Origin of the sequence: Pelagerythrobacter marensis, assembly GCF_036700095.1 — a bacterium.
Classification (GTDB): domain Bacteria; phylum Pseudomonadota; class Alphaproteobacteria; order Sphingomonadales; family Sphingomonadaceae; genus Pelagerythrobacter; species Pelagerythrobacter marensis_A.
Genome location: NZ_CP144918.1, coordinates 1,805,813 through 1,826,413, shown reverse-complemented (window position 1 = coordinate 1,826,413; position 20,601 = coordinate 1,805,813). Strand labels below are relative to the sequence as shown.

The 20,601-nt window shown below is 67.5% G+C and carries 18 protein-coding genes; 5 read left to right on the top strand and 13 right to left on the bottom strand.

From position 1 onward, the window contains the following. From V5F89_RS08615 to V5F89_RS08605, 3 genes are all read left to right on the top strand, one after another. Nucleotides 1-456, top strand: a complete 456-nt coding sequence (locus V5F89_RS08615; protein WP_338445249.1) for a PaaI family thioesterase — start codon at nt 1-3, stop codon at nt 454-456. Next, a complete protein-coding gene (zapE, locus tag V5F89_RS08610) occupies nt 453-1,565 on the top strand; it encodes a cell division protein ZapE (RefSeq protein ID WP_338445248.1) in 1,113 nt (370 codons plus the stop codon). Before V5F89_RS08615 ends, zapE begins: the two co-directional genes overlap by 4 nt. A gap of 67 nt (nt 1,566-1,632) precedes the next feature. Further along, a complete protein-coding gene (locus V5F89_RS08605) occupies nt 1,633-2,331 on the top strand; it encodes a pirin family protein (protein WP_338445247.1) in 699 nt (232 codons plus the stop codon). A 115-nt stretch (nt 2,332-2,446) separates the two neighbouring features. Here the strand turns inward: V5F89_RS08605 and V5F89_RS08600 are convergent, their stop codons facing one another. The 13 genes from V5F89_RS08600 to V5F89_RS08540 form a co-directional block, all read right to left on the bottom strand. Next, entirely contained in the window at nt 2,447-3,271 is an 825-nt protein-coding gene (locus V5F89_RS08600) for a crotonase/enoyl-CoA hydratase family protein (RefSeq protein WP_338445246.1), read from the bottom strand. 271 nt (nt 3,272-3,542) lie between these two features. Then, nucleotides 3,543-5,441, bottom strand: a complete 1,899-nt coding sequence (locus tag V5F89_RS08595) for an XrtA/PEP-CTERM system amidotransferase (RefSeq protein ID WP_338445245.1) — start codon at nt 5,439-5,441, stop codon at nt 3,543-3,545. 10 nt (nt 5,442-5,451) lie between these two features. After that, nucleotides 5,452-6,972, bottom strand: a complete 1,521-nt coding sequence (gene xrtA, locus V5F89_RS08590; protein ID WP_338445244.1) for an exosortase A — start codon at nt 6,970-6,972, stop codon at nt 5,452-5,454. 28 nt (nt 6,973-7,000) lie between these two features. Beyond that, complete coding sequence (locus V5F89_RS08585) at nt 7,001-8,239, bottom strand: TIGR03087 family PEP-CTERM/XrtA system glycosyltransferase (protein ID WP_338445243.1); 1,239 nt, start codon at nt 8,237-8,239, stop codon at nt 7,001-7,003. Further along, nucleotides 8,239-9,297 carry a FemAB family XrtA/PEP-CTERM system-associated protein gene (locus tag V5F89_RS08580; protein WP_338445242.1) on the bottom strand — a complete coding sequence of 353 codons (1,059 nt, stop codon included), beginning with the start codon at nt 9,295-9,297 and terminating at the stop codon, nt 8,239-8,241. Before V5F89_RS08580 ends, V5F89_RS08585 begins: the two co-directional genes overlap by 1 nt. Beyond that, nucleotides 9,294-10,166: an XrtA system polysaccharide deacetylase gene (locus V5F89_RS08575; protein ID WP_338445241.1), complete on the bottom strand. Its 873-nt coding sequence runs from the start codon at nt 10,164-10,166 to the stop codon at nt 9,294-9,296. Before V5F89_RS08575 ends, V5F89_RS08580 begins: the two co-directional genes overlap by 4 nt. A 10-nt stretch (nt 10,167-10,176) precedes the next feature. Then, complete coding sequence (locus V5F89_RS08570; RefSeq protein ID WP_338445240.1) at nt 10,177-11,349, bottom strand: XrtA/PEP-CTERM system-associated ATPase; 1,173 nt, start codon at nt 11,347-11,349, stop codon at nt 10,177-10,179. A 13-nt stretch (nt 11,350-11,362) separates the two neighbouring features. After that, nucleotides 11,363-13,009 carry a preprotein translocase subunit YajC gene (locus tag V5F89_RS08565; protein WP_338445239.1) on the bottom strand — a complete coding sequence of 549 codons (1,647 nt, stop codon included), beginning with the start codon at nt 13,007-13,009 and terminating at the stop codon, nt 11,363-11,365. Nucleotides 13,010-13,013: 4 nt separating this feature from the next. Continuing rightward, nucleotides 13,014-14,090 carry a capsular biosynthesis protein gene (locus V5F89_RS08560; RefSeq protein WP_338445238.1) on the bottom strand — a complete coding sequence of 359 codons (1,077 nt, stop codon included), beginning with the start codon at nt 14,088-14,090 and terminating at the stop codon, nt 13,014-13,016. Between the two features lie 10 nt (nt 14,091-14,100). After that, nucleotides 14,101-15,621: an XrtA system polysaccharide chain length determinant gene (locus tag V5F89_RS08555; protein ID WP_338445237.1), complete on the bottom strand. Its 1,521-nt coding sequence runs from the start codon at nt 15,619-15,621 to the stop codon at nt 14,101-14,103. 16 nt (nt 15,622-15,637) lie between these two features. After that, complete coding sequence (locus V5F89_RS08550; RefSeq protein WP_338445236.1) at nt 15,638-16,282, bottom strand: XrtA/PEP-CTERM system exopolysaccharide export protein; 645 nt, start codon at nt 16,280-16,282, stop codon at nt 15,638-15,640. Nucleotides 16,283-16,456: 174 nt separating this feature from the next. Continuing rightward, entirely contained in the window at nt 16,457-17,698 is a 1,242-nt protein-coding gene (locus tag V5F89_RS08545; RefSeq protein WP_338445235.1) for a pyridoxal-dependent decarboxylase, exosortase A system-associated, read from the bottom strand. Continuing rightward, complete coding sequence (locus tag V5F89_RS08540; protein ID WP_338445234.1) at nt 17,695-19,221, bottom strand: acyl-CoA ligase (AMP-forming), exosortase A system-associated; 1,527 nt, start codon at nt 19,219-19,221, stop codon at nt 17,695-17,697. Before V5F89_RS08540 ends, V5F89_RS08545 begins: the two co-directional genes overlap by 4 nt. Nucleotides 19,222-19,283: 62 nt before the next feature. Between V5F89_RS08540 and V5F89_RS08535 the strand changes: the two genes are divergently transcribed. Next, nucleotides 19,284-20,234, top strand: a complete 951-nt coding sequence (locus tag V5F89_RS08535; protein ID WP_338445233.1) for a GNAT family N-acetyltransferase — start codon at nt 19,284-19,286, stop codon at nt 20,232-20,234. Nucleotides 20,235-20,267: 33 nt separating this feature from the next. Next, complete coding sequence (locus tag V5F89_RS08530) at nt 20,268-20,549, top strand: acyl carrier protein (RefSeq protein WP_338445232.1); 282 nt, start codon at nt 20,268-20,270, stop codon at nt 20,547-20,549. Nucleotides 20,550-20,601: the final 52 nt, after the last annotated feature.

Sequence of the window (20,601 nt, the reverse complement as noted above, 5' to 3'; positions counted from 1 at the left end):
GTGAACAGCGAATCGTCGGCGTTCGAATACCGGGAGCATCCCGATCATCCCGGCTGGCACACCTGGCGGCTGCGCGACGAAACGCGGTTCAATCCCGTCGTCATGGGCGAAATGCTGGTCCGGACCGAGGGCGACAAGTGCCGCCTGCGGATGTTTCCCGAGCGGCGCCATACGAACCTGCAGGACATGATTCACGGCGCCGTTACGCTGTCGCTGATCGACATCTCGCTTTTTGCAGCCATGCGCACGCTGACCTGCGGCGATGCAGGTCCGGCGGTAACCCTGGAGCTTTCGACCCAATTCATCGGCGCGGGGAAAGTGGACGAGCCGCTCGACGCCGTGGTCGAGATCCTGCGTGAGACCGGGCGCCTGCTGTTCCTGCGCGGCGAGGTTGTCCAGCGCGACCACCTCGTCGCCGGGTTCACGGCGCTGGTGCGCAAGGCAAGCCGCAAGTGAGCGGAATGCTTGCGCGCTACGAAGCGCTGGTGGCGGCCGGAGAGCTGCGTCCCGACGCGCAGCAGCGCGCCGCCGCCGAACGGCTCCAGGCCCTTCAGAATGCGCTGGAGCGCGGCAAGCCCGGCTTTCTCGACCGTCTTTTCGCGCGCAAGCCCGCCCCCCCACGCGGAATCTACATGTGGGGCGGCGTGGGCCGCGGCAAGTCCATGCTGATGGACCTGTTCGTCGATACTCTCGCGATCGAGCGGAAGCGCCGCGTTCACTTCCACGCCTTCATGCTGGAGGTCGACGCGCTGATCGGCGAGGAACGGGCGAAGGAGGCCGGCGATCCGGTCGGACCGGCGGCAGCCCGCATTGCCGAAGGGGTGCGCTGCCTGGCGTTCGACGAGATGGTGGTCAACAACACCGCCGACGCGGCAATCATGAGCCGGCTGTTCACAGCCCTGATCCGCGACGAGGGGGTGACCGTGGTGACCACCAGCAATCGCCCCCCGCGCGATCTTTACAAGGACGGGCTCAACCGCTCGCTGTTTCTGCCTTTCATCGACCTGGTGGAGGAGGAGCTGGACGTTCTGGCGCTCAGCGGCCCGGTCGACTATCGCCTCGACCGGCTGGGAGAAATCGACAACTGGCACACCCCGCTCGGGCCCGAATCCACCGCCCAGGTTCGCGAGGCCTTTTTTCGGCTGACCGACTACAAGCCCGAAGACGCTGCCCATGTGCCGAGCGCCGATCTCGATCTCGGGGGCGGACGCACGCTTCGTGTGCCCAAGAGCCTGAAGGGCGTCGCCGTCTTCAGTTTCAAGCGCCTGTGCGGCGAAAACCGCGGCGCGGCCGACTATCTGGCGATCGCCCGCGCCTATCACACCGTGATCGTCGTCGGCATTCCGGTCATGGGCCCCGACCGGCGCAACGAGGCCATTCGTTTCACCAAGCTGGTCGACGCGCTTTACGAACTGCGGGTCAAGCTGTTCGCCACGGCCGATGCCGAACCGTCCGGCCTCTATCCCGCCGGCGACGGCAGTTTCGAATTTGCGCGGACGGTCAGCCGACTGGAGGAAATGCGCAGCGCAGACTACATGGCGCTGGGCCACGGCGCCCAGGGTTGAATCGCCGCCCACGGGCCCCACTTATCGATTATTCCGGCGATAACACCCCGCCGAGGTGAGAAAATCGATGATCGATGTCAGACCTTTCGCCACGCTGGGCGCGGCCGACCACGGGTGGCTCGATGCACGCCATCATTTCAGTTTCGCGAGCTATCACGATCCCGACCGCATAGGCTGGGGCGCGATCCGCGTGTGGAACGATGACACCATCGCGGCGAAGAGCGGCTTCCCGCCGCACCCGCACAGCGACATGGAAATCGTCACGTTCGTCCGCACCGGCGCGATCACGCATAAAGACAGTCTGGGCAACGAAGGGCGGACCGCCGCTGGCGACGTTCAGGTCATGAGTGCGGGGACCGGCATCACCCATGCCGAGTACAATCTCGAGGACGAAGAGACGACGCTGTTCCAGATCTGGATCATCCCTGACCGGCGCGGCGAAGCCCCCGCGTGGGGCCAGCGTGAGTTCCCCAAGGCCGCGCGCGAGGGCGGGTTCGAGATCGTCGCCAGCGGCACGCCCGAGGCGGACGACGCCCTGCCGATCCGCACCGACGCCAAAGTGGCCGCAGCGACCCTCTCGGCGGGCCAGTCGGCGACTTGGCGCACCTCCGGCGAGCGGCACCAGTATCTCGTCGCCCCCGACGGCCGCATTCGGGTGAACGGCGTCGAAGCCGCTCCGCGCGACGGCATTGCCGTCACCAGCGAGGAGGAGATCGTCGTCGAAGCGATCGACGACGCGCAGGTAGTGCTGGTCGACGCCCGCTAGCTAGAGTTGCGATAAAGGAGACAGGTCCCAGCGAAGGCTGGGGTCTCAGGCTATCGGGCGAAGCGCCAGCGGCCTGAGGTCCCAGCCTTCGCTGGGACTCGGGAGGTTCGCCCCCTCAGGCCGCCTTGGCGAGCCGCGCCTGCGCGGCCACAAGGCGGCCCATGACCTTGAGGTCCTGTTCGCGCAGCTGGAGCGCGGAATCGGCCCATAGCTCGGTAATGCGGTTGAGTTCGGCCAGTTCGAGAGCCCAGGCGACCTTCATCGCGCGTCGCGAATTAACCAGACCGGCATGGCGCCGCTCCGACTTCTTGATGAAGTCCCGACAGGCGGCAAGCCCTTCCCCGTTTTCCGCAAGCCGGTGGACCAGACCCATGTCGTACATCTGCTCTGCCGTATAAGTCTCGTTCGACACGATCAGCCGGTCGGCCATCGCGCCGCCCACCTTGCGGCTCAACAGCGCGTGGGCCCCCATGCCCGGGAAAAGTCCGAACATGATTTCCGGCAGGCCGAACGTCGCACCGCGCTCCGCCACGATGTAGTCGAACGACAGCAGCGCCTCGAAACCGCCGCCCAGTGCGGCGCCCTCGACCAGGCCGACCGTCAACATCGGCAGATCGAGCGAGGCCATGTTGCGATGCAGGATCTTGCAGCACCGGTGGCCGTAACGCACGAGAGCGTCGCGATCGCGAAGGCGGATCAAACGCTGGAACAGGTCGAGATCGCCACCGAAACAAAAGACCCCGGGGGAGCGGCTGCCGAGCACGAGAAACCGCAGCGGCACTTTCTCGGGGCCGAAGCCCTGTTCGATATAGACCTGCCAGTTCTCGAAATCGCTGAGCATTCCCGGGGTAAAGCTCGGGCGTCCGGCAGGATTCATATAAGTCCACAGCGTGTGGGTTTCGTCTTCGTAGAAGACGTCAAGCTCCTGAAGATTAAACAATCCTTCGGGAATAGAGGAATGACGCCTGCCCTCCGTTACGAGCATTTCTTCATCATTCGTAAGCGAAATGGCCGATGCTTTCGCGGTCGAATCAACCTGCTCGTTATCCGACCTTGAACTTACCCGATCCATTGGGATCCCCCCGCTCGTCTGGCGGCATCGCTCTCTCGATTTACATAAAGGTAAACGAAGCCGGTCTCGGCTGGCAAACGATTAATTAATCATTCTGTGCAGCGGTCCCACTTTGGGGCATCGCAGGCGCCTGATCGCCTCAACCGGTAATTCCCAGCCGATCCAGCGAGCGGTCGAGCATCAGGAGCTGCCACAGCAGGCGCGAATTGTCCGATCGGCCGGAAATGTGCGATTCGGCAATTCGTGCGAGGTGCGCGGCATCGAACCAGCCCGTCCTCGCCAGGCGTGCGCCGGTCGCGATGGCGCGCGCCTCCCCGGCCAACGGCCCGCGCAGCCACTGCGCGATTGGGGTGACGAAGCCCTGCTTCGGGCGAAACAGCACGTCGTCGGGCAAGTAGCGGCGCATGGTGTGCTTGAGCAGCCACTTGCCCTGACGGCCGCGGATCCGCTCTCGCTGCGGCAATTGGGCGGCAAATTCGATCAGGCGATGATCCAGCAGCGGCTCGCGCGCTTCGAGGCCGACGTCCATGCTCGTTCGGTCGACCTTGGTCAGAATATCGCCGGGCAGCCAGAACTTGAGATCGGCGTATTGCGCCCGGTCCAGCCCGCTTTGCGCCGGGGCATCGCGCATCAGGCGGGTGAAGCCATCCTCTGCCCGGTATCCGTCGATCTCGCGCGCGAACCGGTCCGCATAGAGCCGCGCGCGCGTTTCCGGGGGCACGACGCCCACGGCGCGCGCATATCCTTCGGCGCCGTCGCGGGCGAGAGACAGCAATGTCGCTTTCGCCCTGAAGGGGCGCGGCGCCCAGTCGGCTTTGGGCCAGATCGCGCCCAGGCCGCCGAACAGGGAACTGCGGAGCGCCGCCGGAATGACCGCCCGGGCCTGTTCCTCGCGCGCATGGAAAACCTGGCGACGATAGCCGGCGAACGCCTCGTCCGCACCGTCGCCCGAAAGCGCGACCGTCACCTTCTCGCGCGCAAGCTGGCAGACGCGCCAGGTCGGAAGGGCCGAGGCGTCGGCAAAAGGCTCGTCGAACATGCCGGCGATCCGGTTTGCGGCTGCGAAATCGTCGGGATCGACCGAGCGAGCATGATGATCGGTGGCGAAAAGGCGCGCGACCTTTTCCGCGTGCCGCGTTTCGTCCAGCTCCGCAACGTCGAAGCCGATCGAGCAGGTGCTCACCGGATCGCCGCCGCTTTCCGCCATCAGCGCCACGACCGAAGACGAATCGACGCCGCCCGACAGAAACGCACCCAGCGGCACATCGGCGACCATGCGCGAACGCACGGCCTCGCGCATATGGTGCAGCAGTTCCGCCGAAAGGTCCGCGGTCGAGCCGCTCCGGCGCCGGCTGAAGTCGACATCCCACCATTGCACCGGCGGCGGCGGCGGCGTCTCGTGCCGCAGAACCTGGTAATGGCCGGCGGGGAGCTTCTTCACCCCTTTCAGGATCGAGCGGTGATCGGGCACGTAGCCCCACGCCATATAGTCGTCGATCGCAAACGGATCGACCTGACGACGCAGGAGCGGGTGGGCGAGCAAGCCCTTGAGTTCGGAGGCGAAGGCCAGGCTGCCGTCGCTCAGGTGGGCGGTGAACAGCGGCTTCACCCCCAGCCGATCGCGCGCAAGCACGAGTTCGCGCCGGTGCGCGTCGTAGAGCGCAAAGGCGAACATGCCCTGCAGCCGCGGCAGGCACTCGATTCCCCAGCGCGACCAGGCGGCCAGGATCACCTCGGTATCGCCATCGGTGCGGAACTGTTCGCCCAGATTCTCCAGCTCGCGGCGAAGCTCGCGGAAATTGTAGATTTCGCCGTTGAACACGATCGTCGCGCGCCCGTCGGCCGAATGCATCGGTTGGGGCGATCCTTCGATGTCGATGATCGAGAGCCGGCGATGCCCGAGACCGACGCCGGGGCCGGTCCAGACCCCCGAACCGTCGGGCCCGCGATGGGCAAGCGCGTCCGACATGCGCGCGACACGCTCGGGATCGACCGGCTTGGGAGTGCCGCAATGAAAGATCCCGGCGATGCCGCACATGGGCCGGCCTCTATCGCAGGCCGGCCGCGCGGTCCATCCACGCGCCGCGTCCACCCATCGCGGCAACGAACCGGTCGATCGCCTCCGCACTCGCTTCGGCGTTCCTGCCCTCGACCGAAAGGATCAGCGTGGCGGTCGGGCGCCGTCGCAGCAACAAACGGTCGCGCATCGTCGCGAGCTTGAGCCGCACCACGCTGCCCGTCGTGAGGTCTCCCGTGCGCCAGCTCGTCTCCGCGATGCGCGGCACGGTGCCGTTGGCGAGCAGGACCTCCCCCGCGGCTTCGGGAGAGTGCCGGCCCGGCTCCACCCAGCGCCACGGCGTATCGGGCACCAGCGCGCCTTCGCCATAAGCGGAGGCATCGCGCGCATCGCCCTGCGCCGGATAGAGCGCGAAGAACACATCGACCTCGTCCCCCGCATCGTTGCGATAGCGTGCGAGCAGACGGTGGGCGGCACCGCTTGCCCGCGGCGCCCAGTCCACTTGCGGGTTGTAATCGACCTGCTGCCATCCCGGCACGGCGGGCAAGGCGATTCTGGCGGGCACGTCCGCCTCGATGCGGGACGCGTATCCAGCCCAGAGCGCGAAACCGGCCGCCAGCGCGACAACGCCGGCAAGCGCGGCGTTCGCGCCGACCGCACCGCGGCTCAGCTGGCCGAGTGCACGGGAATTCAGCAGGGTCTGCGCATCGATCCCCGGATCTTCGGGATCGCGGTCGAACCAGCGCCAGGTCAGCGCAAGCAGAATGCCGACGACGAGCGCGAAGAAAATCCACCCGTAGAAGATGTGATCGAACCCTTCGGCGAACGCGATCCCCTGGAACTGGGCGATATAGATCGTGCCCCAGGCGCGCACGCCGTTGGCAAGGATCGGCAGCGCGAGGGCAAAGGCGAGAAATGCGATACGCCTGCCCCAGCTCCGGAAGCAGGTCTGCGCGATCAGAACGCCCAATGCCAGCATGGCGACGAGAAACTGAACGCCCGAACACGCCTCCGCCACTTCGAACAATCCGACAGGGGTATCGATGAAGACACCTTCGATATGGGCCGGAATGCCGCTGATCCGCGTCAGCCAGATCACGATATCGGCGGTCACCATCTGCAAGGCGGGCACGAGTTCGTCGCCGAAAGGCACCAGGAACAGCATATAGGCCAGCGGGAACACCAGCCCCGCGGTCACCCGCGGGCCGAGAAGCGCCGGAACGGCTGCCTGCAGCGCCAGCACGGCGCCCAGCTGGCTCGCACTGTTGACCCCGGCTAGCGTGCCCAGCAGCCACAGGAACAAGGCTCCGGCCAGCAGTACCAGGCCCGGACCCCAGGCCTGCGGCACGAGCCGAGCCAGCTCGCGCCGCCGGTTCCACACCAGCCAGCCGACGATCGGCGGCACGAACAGGACATGGTTGTAGGTGGAAACGTTCCACCACTTGTCGGCCATCGTCAGCCAGTCGCGGCCGGTCAGCAGGAACAGCGTCAGCCAGGCCAGACCCAGCCGTGCAAGCGGCAGGCGCCAGCCATCGGCAACCCGGTCCGTCAATCGACTGCGCGGCGGCGAGAGGATGGCCTCAGGCGGCATCCCGCTGCCTCCGCCCTTGCGGGGCGGCCCCGACGAGGTCGGCCAGGGGCGCCAGCATCGCGGCCCAGCCCTGCCTCTCGACCGCATATCGCCGCGCCGCTGCCCCCATCTCCTGCGCCATCGAAGGATCGGCCAGCAACGACAGGACCCGCTCGATCAGCGCCGGATCGTCATCCCCGACGGCGAAGTGCTCTGCGTCCCTCGCCTCGATCCCGGTCGCTGCTTCCGGCGAAAGCACCACCGGCCGGGCCATCGCCATGGCCTCCAGCACCTTGTTCTGGATTCCGCGCGCAATCGCCAGTGGGGCCAGCACGAGATCGGCGCCTGCCAGGAAGGGGCGGACATCGGGGACCTCGCCCCATACCCGCACCCCGCTATGCCGTTCGAGAGCGCGCACCCCCGCCACCGGCGCGCGCCCCACGATGTGGAGCACGGCACCGGGATGCGTCCGGCGGATCGCCGGCAGGATGCGTTCGGCGGCGCGCCGCACCGCCTCGACATTGGGTGCGTAGTCCATCTGCCCGGTGAACACGAGATGCGGGCCCGGACTGCCGACCAGCTGCGGGTGCGGCGCGATCCGCGCCGGATCGAACCTTGCCGTGTCGATCCCGTTGCGCACCGTGCGAATATCGGCGGCGGCAGGGTCCGTCAGCCGGCTGCGAAACAAGGTTGCCTCCGCTTCGCTTACCAGCAAGGTGGCATCGCAGCGCCGGGCCAGGCGCTCTTCCTCGCGCGCCAGCAAGCGCGCTTCCCGCCGGTCGATCCGTCCGCGCAAGCCGCCCTTTCGCGCACCGTAAGCCTCGAATTTGGCCGAATCGACGTCGCACAGGTCGATGACGACGCGCCCGCGAAAGTCTTCGGGCACGTATTGACCCATCTGGCCGGAAAACACGAACACGGTATCGATCGGCCGTGCGGCCAGCGTCTCGCCGACCCAGCGGCGCAGACGCGGATGGTCGAAAGCGGCAAGGCTGACCGGGCGCCCGCGCAACAGCGCCTCCGCCCCCGCGGCGGCGAGATTGCGCTTGCGGCGAACGAGGCAATGGCTGGCGGCCATCCTGCCCAGCTCGCCTGCCTGCGCCATATCGCTCGCCGTTTCGCCGAGGCATCCGACGTGGACCGGCGCGATCTTCGCCAGCGCCTGCAACAGGTGGTGCGAGCGGATCTTGTCGCCGCGATCGGGCGGGAACGGCACCCGATGCGCCAGGAAGAGGATTTCGCCCTCCATCAGCCAAGTCCGCGCGCGATAGGCGGCCCGATGCGGTTGGCCAGCTCCAGCGGCAGACGCTTCCACAGGGCAATCTTCGCCGAATAGCTGTCGTCGGTCGGGTCGATGTTCCGCCCCCAGCTGCCCGGCATGCTCCAGGTCGCGTAAATCAGCGGCTCGGGCGAGAAACCCCAGTTCTTCTTGTAAGCGGCCGGGCCGCTGCCGGTCTTGGAACGGCCGAAGTCGAACCGCATACAGCCACGCCGCCGGGCATGGAGCATCAGTTCGAAATACATCCGTTCGTTGGCCCGCAGCCGCCGTGCCGCGAATGTGCCCCCGCCCCAGTAGGGCAGGACCGTGCCGCTGTGGTAGAAGGACAGCACGCTTGCGACGGGTGCGTCGCGGTGGAACACTGTCAGGATATCGGCGTCGAGTTCGTCCAGCGCGGCATCGAACAGGCTGCGGGGAAACACCGGGGTGCCGAGGTTGCGCACGCTCTCGGCATAGACGGCGTAGTGCGCCGCACGATCGCCTTCCCCGCGGCCGACGCGCACCGAAAGATCGCCGGCCAGGCTCTTGCGCACTTCCGCCCGCTGCTTGCGCGGAACGGCCAGCAGCTGCGCCTCGTCGTCATCCGCCAGAGCCGTGACGAAGCCGACATGAGTATCGCTGCGAGTGTCCCATCCGCCCGGCATGGCTCCGCCGCGCAGTTCGACGGTCGGACAACTGCGGCGACAGGCCAGTTCCTCGGCGGCCTGCGCCAGCCCGTTGGCTGCCTCGCTGTCGGGGGCGAGAATGCCGCCACCAACCGCGAACCCGCTCGACACCAGCGCGCGGCCGAAGATCGGCGAATGCACCCGGGTGAGCGGGAGCCACCCCGCGATCGTGCCGCGGCGTCGGGCCACGATGCCCAGCGCACGCTGCCCCGTCCCGCGCTCCACCATGCGCAACCAGGCGGGGCGATGGAAGAGCGTGCCGCCTGCATCCGCCACGAAGGCTTCGATCCGTGCCGCTTCCGGCGGATCGTTCAGGTCCGCCAGTGCGAGCCCCGTTCTCGTCATGGCGAAAGGCGCGTTCATGCCGCCAGCGGGATCGCGCCCTGCCCCTCGCGGCGGGCGATCTCGTCCATGCGGCCCCAGGCGAATTCGTGCACCAGTTCGCGCAGCTTGGGGGCCATGCGGCGAAGGTTGGTATAGTGGCGCAGGCGCGACTTGGCCGGGGCGCCGGGCACTCGCGGCTGATCCGGATCGATTTCCCACGGATGGAAATAGAATATCGCCGGGCGCCCCTCGCGCCGGTTGACCTGGCGAATGGCCCAACGCGAAAAGCCATAGGGCAGCACGCGGAAAAACCCGCCGCCGCCCGCCGCGACCCGGCGCCCGCCGAGGATCGCGGTGGTCACCGGTATCTCGAGCAGCGCGGCATCCGCGACCGGGCGGAAAGCGAACCGCGGCGCCGCGCGCCATCCATAATGGTCGTGCGCCACGGGCGCGACGCTGGAGGAGTAGCTGTAACCCTGCTCGACCAGTTCGTCGTAGGCCCACGGGGTGCGCGCATCGATCGAGAAGCTCGGCGCGCGGTAGCCGGTTACTGCGACGCCGCCGGCATCTTCCAGAATTTTGCGCGTGTGACGTATGTCGTTTGCAAAGCGGCGGCGGTCGAGCGTGAACACGCGCGCGTGGTCGTAGCCGTGACTGGCCAGTTCGTGCCCGGCATCGACGATCCGCCGCATCAGCGGGCCGTTGCGTTCCGCCACCCAGCCGAGTGTGAAGAACGTCGCCTTCACGCCCGCTTCCCCGAACAGGTCGAGAATGCGGGCGACGTTGTCTTCCACCCGCAGCGCGAGGCTGTCCCAGTCCTGGCGGTCGATCACCTTCTCGAAGGCGCCGACCTGGAACCAGTCCTCGACATCGACCGAAAGGCCGTTGACGATCGGGCGTTCGGCCACAAGCGCCTCCTCAGGCCGCAACGCGGGGCGGCTGTCCGGTTTCGATCCACTCGATCAGCATGGCGAGCACTTCGCGCACCGACCGCTCCTGCTCGTCCAGCCGCCGCCCGAAAGCCGCGACCCGCTCGTTCAGGTCGGCAGTCTCCCCGTCGCCGCGTTCGATCGCGTGCGACAGTTCGATCACCGCCTGCTGAAGCTCGGCGATCTGGGCGTCGCGTTCGGCGAGCATCGCCATCAGGTCGACGGACGGCTCGGCCGGTGCCTGCGGCTCCTCCGCCGCGCCCGCCCGCGCCGCGTGCTTGACCGGGCCCGAGGCCGGAACCGGGCCGAGCCTGGGCTTCGTCGCGCCCGGCTCGGTTTCGGAAGAGGCGCTGTCCCTTTGCATTTCCTCCAGCACCGCGCGCAGCATGGCGCTGTCGATCCGCGTGCGCTGCTCCACCGCGCCCAGCAGCAGGAGGCGCGTCGCCACCTGGTTCACCTTGCGCGGAATGCCCCCCGCCGCCTGGTGCAGCTCGGCAAAGATGCGCCGGTCGAATTCGGGATTGCCGTCCCATCCCACGCACCGGAGGCGATGCGCGATATAAGGCTCGATCTCCTCCTCGCCCATCGGTTCGAGATGGTGCGTGGCGATCACACGCTGGCGCAGCTGTTCCAGAGCCGGATGCTCGGCAAGGACCTGCCGGAATTCGGGCTGGCCCAGCAGCAGCGTCTGCAACAGCGGATGCGAGCCGAGCTGGAAATTGGACAGCATCCGCAGCTCTTCCAGCGCCTCGACGCTGAGGTTCTGCGATTCGTCGACCACCAGCATACAGCGGCGCCCGCTGCGCGCCTCTTCGTGCAGGAAAGCCTCGATCGCGCCCAGCGCGCCGGCCTTGTCGTGCCCTTCGATATCGAGGCCGAAGCTCTGGGCCACGACATAGACCAGTTCTTCGCCGTCGAGATTGCTGGTGACGATCTGGCCCACGGTCATCCGGCTGTGGTCGATCTTCTGCATCAGGTGCGCGACGAGGGTGGACTTGCCCGCGCCGACCTCGCCCGTGATGACGATGAAGCCTTCGCCCTGCGCCATGCCATAGCCGAGGTAGGACAGCGCCTTGCGATGGGTCGTGCTTTCGAAATAGAAATCGGGGTCGGGCGTCAGTTGAAAGGGGCGCCCGGTCAGGCCGTAGAAATCTTCGAACATCGTCACATACCCCTCAGAAATCGTAGCGCAGGCCGAGCAGCGCGGATGCCGACGTGTAGTCTTCGACCGTCGCCTCGCTATCGAGATGGTCGATCGCGACCGCTGCGCGCGCGGACAGGCGATCGGTGATCGACCGGCGATAGGCGGCCGACGCGCCGAGCACGAGGACCTCGCCGTCGGCAGCGAAACCGCTGTCGATCCGGCTCGCATAGGCATTGGCCCCGAAGCCGGCATTGCGGCCCAGCCGGGCGTTCAGGTAATAATTCACCCAATAGGCTTCATCGACCACGCCGTTGGCGCTTTCCAGTACCGTGCCGGGGGCCGCGATGAACTTGCGCCGCTGATACCCCGCGCCGACGCCGGTATCGATGCGGCCCAGCCGCACGCCGTAACTCGCCGCAATCCCGCGCGAGCGGAAGACCGACGAACGGACCGATCCGAGCACTCCGGCGAGGCAGTCCGCCCCTTCGTCGCTGCCGACGCATCCGGTGAAATCCCCGCTCAGCGCGTTGCGCGCGGCGCTGAATTCCGTGGGCAGATCGGCCAGCGCGCTGTTGAGCAGGCCGCCGAAGCCGGACACCGTGTCGTAAACCGCGACGTTCACGTTGCTGCGCGCGTTCGGCGCCCAGGCGAAGGTGCCGTAATAGGTGGTGGAATCGTAACGCCGGCCGACATGCGCCTCGAGCGCGGTGCGCGTGCTGGGCCGCCACATCACGCCGACATCCCAGATCAGGCCGGAAACGTCGTAGGCGATCTCGCGCGGTGCGCTCTTGTCGGTCACGAAGCGGCCGTCGTCGCCGATCACGGGATTGCCGTCGGCATCGCGCACGGCATCGCGGCTCGACACTTCGACGTCCTCGTATCCGACGCCCCCGACCACGGCGAGACTGCGCCCCACGGGAACCTGCACATCGCCGCGCACGAACCGGTCGCGCACGCGCTGGTCCAGGTTGGACACGTCTTCCTGAACCCAACCGCCGCCCACGCCCAGGCCGATCGGCAGGGGTTCGCCCGGTTTCGTCCCGAGATGGAACCCGGCGCTCTGCGCCAGGCTCTCGTCGAACACGTCGACGGGATTTTCCCCGGGTTCGAGGACCAGTGCATCGGGCGCTTCCACGCGGGTATAGCCGATGCGGTAATTGGCATTCACCTCCACATCGCCCGCCCGGGTATGGAGGTTCGGCCCGGCATAGGCCGAATAGATCCGGCTCTCGCTGTCGTCGCCCACCAGCGGGTTGAGCGTCGCCCCGCCATTGCCGTCGACCCGCGTGCGCGCCGCGAGCGCGCCGCCCTCGATCGTCAGCGTCCGGGGCACGACGGTCGCATAACCGCGCGCGACGCCGCTGACGGTGTCGGAATCGCGCATGTCGTCGCCATATGCGATATTGCGTTCATACCGCACGGAGACGGAGCCGCCGTTGTTGCGGCCGGTCAGGCTGGCATCGACGCCGGCGGCGACTTGCGTGTAGGTGACGACATCGTCGCCCGGCGAAAGCTCGGCCATCAGCACCTGCGACGCCTCGATATAGGGATCGACGCTGGCCCGGCGCTCGCCACGCTCCGCGCGCGCATCCTCGTTCGCGGTCTGCTGCGCCGCTGCCGGCCCGGCACAGGCAAGCGTCGCCCACGCGCAGACCGAGAGAAAATGACTGGGTTTCATCGGGTTACTCCCCATACCCATAATAGGTTCCGAACTTGCGGCCGCTGGGGCTGAAGTGCGCGTCGTTGAGCATCAGCTTGACGTCGGGGCATCCCGAAAGAAGCTCGACGGCATCCTCCAGCGCGCTTTGCGAGGTCGCATCGGCGCGGGCGACCAGGATCGCCTGGCCCACATGCCGGGCGAGTTCGGCCGCGGGCGACGCCGCCAGCGCGGGGGGCGAATCGAAGATCAGAATGCGATTGGGCGCCCCGATGGTGAGCCGGTCCAGCACCTCCGCGGTACGCCGGCTGGAAAGGTATTCGCTGTCGACATTGGTCTGGTCGCCTGCGGGGAGGACCCAGAGGCCGGGAATATCGGTGCCGATAACCAGATCCTCCGGCACGGCGCGCTCGTCGGCGAGGCTGTCCATGAAACCCGGCCCCCTGGGCAGGCCGAAGGTCGAGAGGATCGAGGGCTTGGCGAAGTCCGCATCGATCAGCAGCACTTCCCTGTCCCTTTCGGCCGCCAGCGCGATGGCGAGATTGCTTGCGCAGAACGTCTTGCCCTCGCCCGTGTGCGGCGAACAGATCAGCACCCGGCGCGAGCGGGCGGTGCCCGCCTCATCTGCAGCTTCGAGCACCCGGCGCTTCACGATACGGAATTCTTCCAGCAGCGCGTTGACCGCCCCTTCGGGAACGATCAGCCCCTGTTCGCGGAGCAGTTCGCGATCGACCGGGAAACGCTTGCCCTGCAGCGCGACGGCGCCGATCTGGCGCTCGATCGTCATGCTGGAAGGCGGCACCTCGGCCGGCAGGCCGGTCGCCGGCGCGGCCGTTTCGGGTGCGCGGTCCGCGCCGACATCGTCCTGCGGAGCGGCGGGTCCGGTATCGCGATCTTCGGCAGGCTCTTCCTTCGCGTCTTTCGCGGCCGTCCCGGATGGCTTGCGCCGCACTTTGGCCCGCTTCATCGTATCGTCGGCCAGGCGGTGCGGCACCGGCGCCGGCTTGAAGGGATCGAAGCCGAACGCGCCGCTGGCACGTTCCAGCAGCGAGCTTTCCTTCTTCTCGCCGGAGGGAGAGGGTATTTTCCTGTGTTCGGTCATCGTCCTCTCCTCAGCCGACCATTCCGCGCTGCACGAATTCGACCGCGAGGAGCAGCACGCAGACCCCGGCCAGCGACGCAGAGCCGGCCGCGAACATCCGCATCCGCTTGCGCGCGAGCACTCGTCCGGCGTCGGTCATCGCGTGGGAAATCGTGCCGATCACCGGCAGGCCCAGCGACCGTTCCAGCCTGGCCCCGGTGGCGAACGTCGAACGGATCTGGCCGAAGGCGAACGCCGCGCCGACCCCGGCGCCGATCCCGAGGATCAGCACGCCGATCAGCAATATCGGCCGGTTCGGCGCCGCCGGCGCGCGCGGGGTGGAAGGCGGGTCGATCACCTCGAAACTGAACGAACTGCGCTCGCTTTCGACCTGGCCGCGCAGGCGCATTTCCTCGCGGTCCCGCAGCAGCTCGTCGTACTTGGTCTTCAGCACTTCGTAATCGCGGCTGATACGGTTGGCCTCGGCGGCGACCGCGGGTTCGTCGGCCTGGCTCGCCATCATCGCGCTCAGATCGGCCTGGAGCGCGGCCTTGCGGGACATCAGCGCCTGGACGTTCGCGTCGCGCTCCGCGCGGATTGCGACGAGCGAGCTGTAAGCCGGGTTGACCGTGCCCGACGCGTTCGGGCCTTCGTTGGCGACCTGCTTTTCCAGCAGGTCGATCTGGCGTTGCAACGCGGCCACGTCGGGGTGGTTGTCGGTCAGTCCGCGCGCCTGCATCGCCGCCAGCTGGGAACGCGCCTGCATCAGCGCGCCGCGCGCGCCGCCGCCCTCGCCCGCAGTGACGAGCGTTCGCGGGGTGCCGGCGATCTGACCGTTCACCGCCGCAAGCGCGCTCTGCGCCGCGGCGAGATCGGCATCGACACCGCGCATTTCGGCGCGAAGTTGCTGCAGACGGGTGGACAGAGTGCCCGTCCCGCCGATCAGATCCGGGTGCTGGGCTTCGAACGCGAGACGCCGCTGCTCGGCAGCTTCCAGTTCGCGCTTGCGATCCTCCAGCTGCTGGTCGAGGAACACGATCGTCTCGGCCACTTCGCCGCGGCTGCCGGCGATGTTCTCCTCGCGGAAGATGTCGATCATCTTCTGCACGACATCCTGCGCCAGCGCCGCGTTTTCGGCATCGGACAGGCTCGACTTGCCGATCTGTGCGGTGATTTCGAACAAGTTGTCTTCGGTGCTGACGACCTTGACGCTTTCGGCCAGGCCGGCGACCGTGCGTTCCATCTGCGATGGCGTGGTCACGTCGTCGCCGAGCCGGGTCGAGCGGACGACCTTTTCCAGATTGACCGAACTTGCGAGCGTCTTGCGCACGCGCTCGATTTCGCCTTTGCCGGCATTGGCAATGCCGATCTGCTGCGACAGCACGTCGTCGAGCTGGACGAAGACGCGCGCCTTCGATTCGTAGGTGTTCGGGATCATCGCGACTGCCAGCCAGCCCAGGATGCACACGCCCCAGGCCACTGCCAGCACCAGCCAGCGCCGGTGCCATGCCGAATGCAGCGCCGCCTGCAGTTCTTCGAAAACCTCGTTCATCTGCCCGCGGCCTTCCTCAGAACATGCTTTCGGGGATGATGATCACGTCCCCTGGCTGGAGCATGACGTTCGCGCGGCTGTCGCCTTCCTTGAGCAGGTCGCCCAGCCGCAGGGCATATTCGCGCTGGCGGCCGGCCTGCTTGTCGAACCGGATCAGCTTGGCCCGATTGCCGGCGGCAAATTCGCTGAGCCCGCCGACCGCGATCATCGCGTCGAGCACGGTCATATTGGCGCGATAGGGGATCGAGGCCGGCTTCTCGGTCGCGCCGATGACCCGGATCTGCTGGCTGAACGTGCCTGCGAAATTGGTCACGATGACGGAGACCAGCGGCTCCTCGATATATTGCGAGAGCTGCAGGCGAATGTCTTCCGCGAGCATTGCCGGCGTCTTGCCGACCGCGGGCATGTCGGCGACGAGCGGCGTGGTGATCCGCCCGTCGGGCCGCACCTGGATCTTCTCGGCCCCGAGTTCGGGATTGCGCCAGACGTGGATCGTCAACTCGTCGAGCGGGCCGATGACATATTCCTCGCCCGGCCCTTCCTGCATGGCGACGAACGACGCCGGCGGCAGCTCCGCCCCCCCGCCGGCAGCACAGCCTGCCAGAGAGAGCGCCGCGACCGCGCCGGCGGCGAAAGAATGGGAAATTCGAGCGATGGGCATCGATGCGCGTCCTTGCCTGTCGTGCGGGCATTGCGAGCGACAGGAGAGGAGCGACCTCGCCTGCCGCACCCGCGGTTCACAGGCGTGCTTCCTCGCGAAAAAGGGTGAACATTCTGTTAGCCTTTCCCGCCTGATCTCGGGCAGTCCCGGATTGGGACGCCCGGCGGACGAAGGTTAACGCCGCGCGGGCGGGACAAGCATCTCGAGCGCCGGGCCCTGCCCGAGGAACCGGGCAGGCGAGGCGGTCGCGCCATAGGCGCCGGCACAGAACACCGCGACGAGATCGCCAACCTCGGCACGCGGCAGATGGGCCGCGTCCGCCAGCCGGTCGAGCGGGGTGCAAAGACACCCGACCACGCTTGCCTCTTCCTCCGGCGCGGCATCGAAGCGGGTTGCGATCGCCAGCGGATAGTTGCGGCGCACGACGGTGCCGAAATTGCCCGATGCGGCGAGCTGGTGGTGCAGCCCCCCGTCGGTGATCAGAAACGTGTGCCCGTGGCTCACCTTCCGGTCCACGATCCGGGCAAGGTAGACGCCGGCTTCGCCGACGAGATAGCGGCCCAGTTCGATGCAGAGTTCGGTTTCCGCAAGGCTCGGCGGCAGGCCGGCGAAACGCTCCGCCAAGGCCGCGCCGATCGCCGCGATGTCGAGCGGCCTGTCGCCGTGGAAATAGGGAATGCCGAAGCCACCGCCCATGTTGAGCTTCGGGATCGGCTCGCCGATTTCTCCTGCCAGGCGATCCGCCAGCGCGAGAACGTTGGCCTGCGTTTCGACGATCGCTTCGGCATCGAGCGCCTGGCTGCCGGTGAAGATATGCAGGCCGCACCATTGCGCCCCGGCGGCGATCAACTCCCGCCCCAGAGCCGGCACGCGATCCTCGTCGATCCCGAATTGCTTCGCGCCGCCGCCCATCTTCATGCCGGAGCCGCGCAGCTCGAACGAGGGATTGACCCGGATCGCCAGACGCGGGCGGTGCCCCGTCCGCCCGGCGATCTCCAGCGCACGCCGTGCTTCTCCCTCCGATTCGAGATTGATCGTGCAACCGCTTGTTATCGCTTGCTCCAGCTCGCGATCGCGCTTGCCCGGGCCGGCAAAGCTGACCCGGTCCGGCGCTATCCCGGCCGCTTCCAGCATCGCCAGCTCGCCGCCCGATGCGACATCGAACCCGTCCACCCGGCCGGCCATGAACGCCAGCAACGGCGGGTAAGGATTGGCCTTGATCGCATAGTGCAGCTTGAGCCGCGGCGGCATCGCAGCGCGAAGGTCGGCGATGCGCCGGGCGAGCATGGCGCCCGAATAGACGAACAGCGGGGTATCGCCCGCCTCGGTGACGAGATCGCTCGCCTTGCGTCCGTCGATCGCAAGCTCGCCGTCGATGGCCGTGAAGCCGGCCGGGATCGGGCCCAGCGGCTTCACGCGCCCAGCTCCCGCGCGATCGCGGTCCGGTCGAGCTTGCCGTTGGGATTGACGGGCAGCGCCTCGCGCCAGTGGATGGCCTGCGGCTGCATGAAGTTGGGCAATTCCTTCGCAAGCGCGAGCGGAAGCCGCTCCGCCGCATCGTCGGCACCCGCCGCGGCGCGCGCGACGAGATGGACCGCCTGCCCCAGGCGCGCATCGGGGACGCCCAGCGCGACGGCTTCCGCGACCAGTCCGGTGGCGATCGCCGCGTCCTCCACCTCTTGCGGGCTGATACGATTGCCCGCGCTCTTGATCATGGCATCGCGGCGGCCGACGAAGTAGAGCAAGCCGTCCGCGTCGCGTTTCACCCGGTCGCCCGACCATACGGCGGTGCCGCCATAGCGCGATTGCGCCGGCGCGGGGCGGAACCGTTCGGCGGTGCGCTCTGCATCCTGCCAATAGCCCTGCGCCACCAGCGGGCCGCAATGCACCAGTTCGCCCTCTTCGCCCGGGCCGGTTACCTGTCCGTCGTCGCCGATCACAAGGATTTCGGCAAAGGGGACGGCGGTTCCCATCGATGTCGGATGACTGTCCACCAGCGCCGGATCGAGATATGTGGAACGGAACGCCTCGGTCAGGCCGTACATCGGAAAAAGCTTTGCCTGCGGGAAGATACCGCGCAAATTTCGCACAAGATCGACAGTCAGCGCACCGCCGGTATTGGTCAGCCGCCGGATCGATGCCACGGCATCGCCCGGCCATTCCAGTTCGGTCAGCTGCACCCACAATGGCGGCACGGCGGCAAGCGTGGTTACGCCATGGCGAGCGCAGGCTTTCGCGACGTCGCGCGGGAACAGATAGTCCAGCGGCACCACGCTGGCCCCGGCATACCAGCTGTTGAGCAGCTGGTTCTGACCGTAATCGAAAGACAGCGGCAGAACCGCGAGCGTGACGTCGTCGCTTTCGATGCCGAGGTAGTGCGCAACGCTGACCGCCCCCAACCACATGTTGGCATGGCTCAGCATCACACCCTTGGGGCGACCGGTGGAACCGCTGGTATAGAGAATGGCGGCCAGTTCATCCGGGTCCGCCTGAGAAGGCGCCAGCGCGCCATCGCACCCGGCGATTCCCGCCAGCGCATCCGCTTCCGCCATGACCGCGCAGCCCGGCGGCACGTCGCCTTCCTCCAGCGATTGCACGCGCGCGGCGGTCGCCATGAGCAGCGCGGCGCCGCTGTCGGCCAGAATGTGCGCGACCTGCGCACGCTTGAGCAATGGATTGATCGGCACATGGACCAGCCCCGCACGCGCACAGGCGAGAGGGAGGAGGCAGGTCAGCTCCCCTTTCGCCGCCCAGCTCGCCACACGCGCGCCGCGCGCGGGCACCTTTGCCTGAAGCCATGCCGCCATGCGGGCGACACGGGTTCTTAAGGCCTTGTAGCTAAGCGTGCCCTCGCGCAGCACCAGCGCAGGCGCACTCGCCTCGCCGCGTTCGGCGAGATGGTCGAGCGGCATGGGGTTCGGGTCGGGTGCGTCGGGCATGGGTTCTTTCGTGGAGTGCATTCGCTGTGGTCGCCGTCAGCTATCACGACAGGGTTAACGTCTTGCAAGGGACCATTCCACCGGTCGCCTGTCCGTTCGACCGGCCCGAATGGTTCGCGCTGCTGGCGGACAGCGGTATGCCCCCGATCTTCGCGCTGGCCGAGGACGGTGGAGAGCAGGCCGCGCTGCCGCTGACCCGCGCCAATGGCCGGCTGGAGGCGCTGCGCAACTGGTACAGCTTCACTTGGCGCCCGCTCGGCACCGGGGGCCCCGATCGCGAACGCCTGCTGATCGCGCTGGCCCGCGATCTTCGCCAGCGCGCCCACCGGGTGACTCTCTGGCCCGTTCCCGACGAGGACGGCTCGGCCACCCGGCTCGAACGCGCATTTCGCGGCGGCGGCTGGCGCGTGGTGCGCGAACAGTGCGATCACAATCACGTCCTCGAAGTCAAAGGCCGCAGCTTTGCCGAATACTGGTCCGCGCGGCCCGGGCGTATGCGCACCACGCTCAAGCGCAAGGGCAAGCGGGTCGACGTCACGATCCGCGAGCGCTTCGATGCGGACGACTGGGCGGCCTACGAGGCGATCTATGCCGAAAGCTGGAAGCCGGACGAGGAGACGCCCGGCCTTCTGCGCCGTTTCGCGCAGCAGGAAGGCGATGCGGGCCGCATCCGGCTCGCCGTGGCCAAGCACCAGGGCGTGCCGGTGGCGGCGCAGTTCTGGACCGTGGAGGGCGGCACGGCCTATATTCACAAACTGGCCCACCGCGAAGCGCACAAGGCGCTTTCGGCCGGAACGACTCTGACCGCCGCGCTGTTCGAACACGTCATCGATCGCGACCGCGTGGAATGGGTCGATTTCGGGACCGGGAACGATCCCTACAAGGCGGACTGGATGGAGATCGTTCGGCCGCGCTTCCGCATCGATTGCCTCGACCCGCGCCAGCCCCGCGCCTGGCCGCTTCTGGCAAAGCGCCTCGTCCGCCGCCTTGCGCCGGGTGCCCGGCAGGGCTAAGGCGCCGCCGAATTGCAGGGGAACCACGCCGGCATGAGCAGTCTTGCGCCTAGCCGCAGCGAAATCGATACCAAGCTGCGCACCATCCTGTGCGACGTGCTTGGCCTCGACGCTGCCAAAGTCGAGAGTTTCGACAATGACACGGGCCTTTTCGGCCATCTGCCCGAACTCGATTCGATGGCCGTCGCCGGACTTCTGACCGAGATCGAGGATCGCCTCGACATCATCATCGAAGACGACGAAGTCGATGGCGAAATGCTGGAGACCTATGGCGGGCTGCTCGCCTTTGCCGAGGCGAAAGTCGTAGACAGCTGACCGCGCCCATCGTCACGACCTGGCCCTGCCCCGACCCGGACGGCGGCACCCA

Coding starts and splice junctions, on each gene's coding strand:
- V5F89_RS08565 (WP_338445239.1), bottom strand. CDS start 13,009: ATGAAACCCAGTCATTTTCTCTCGGTCTGCGCGTGGGCGACGCTTGCC.
- V5F89_RS08595 (WP_338445245.1), bottom strand. CDS start 5,441: ATGTGCGGCATCGCCGGGATCTTTCATTGCGGCACTCCCAAGCCGGTC.
- V5F89_RS08570 (WP_338445240.1), bottom strand. CDS start 11,349: ATGTTCGAAGATTTCTACGGCCTGACCGGGCGCCCCTTTCAACTGACG.
- V5F89_RS08530 (WP_338445232.1), top strand. CDS start 20,268: ATGAGCAGTCTTGCGCCTAGCCGCAGCGAAATCGATACCAAGCTGCGC.
- V5F89_RS08540 (WP_338445234.1), bottom strand. CDS start 19,221: ATGCCCGACGCACCCGACCCGAACCCCATGCCGCTCGACCATCTCGCC.
- V5F89_RS08605 (WP_338445247.1), top strand. CDS start 1,633: ATGATCGATGTCAGACCTTTCGCCACGCTGGGCGCGGCCGACCACGGG.
- V5F89_RS08585 (WP_338445243.1), bottom strand. CDS start 8,239: ATGGAGGGCGAAATCCTCTTCCTGGCGCATCGGGTGCCGTTCCCGCCC.
- V5F89_RS08560 (WP_338445238.1), bottom strand. CDS start 14,090: ATGACCGAACACAGGAAAATACCCTCTCCCTCCGGCGAGAAGAAGGAA.
- V5F89_RS08580 (WP_338445242.1), bottom strand. CDS start 9,297: ATGAACGCGCCTTTCGCCATGACGAGAACGGGGCTCGCACTGGCGGAC.
- V5F89_RS08550 (WP_338445236.1), bottom strand. CDS start 16,282: ATGCCCATCGCTCGAATTTCCCATTCTTTCGCCGCCGGCGCGGTCGCG.
- V5F89_RS08555 (WP_338445237.1), bottom strand. CDS start 15,621: ATGAACGAGGTTTTCGAAGAACTGCAGGCGGCGCTGCATTCGGCATGG.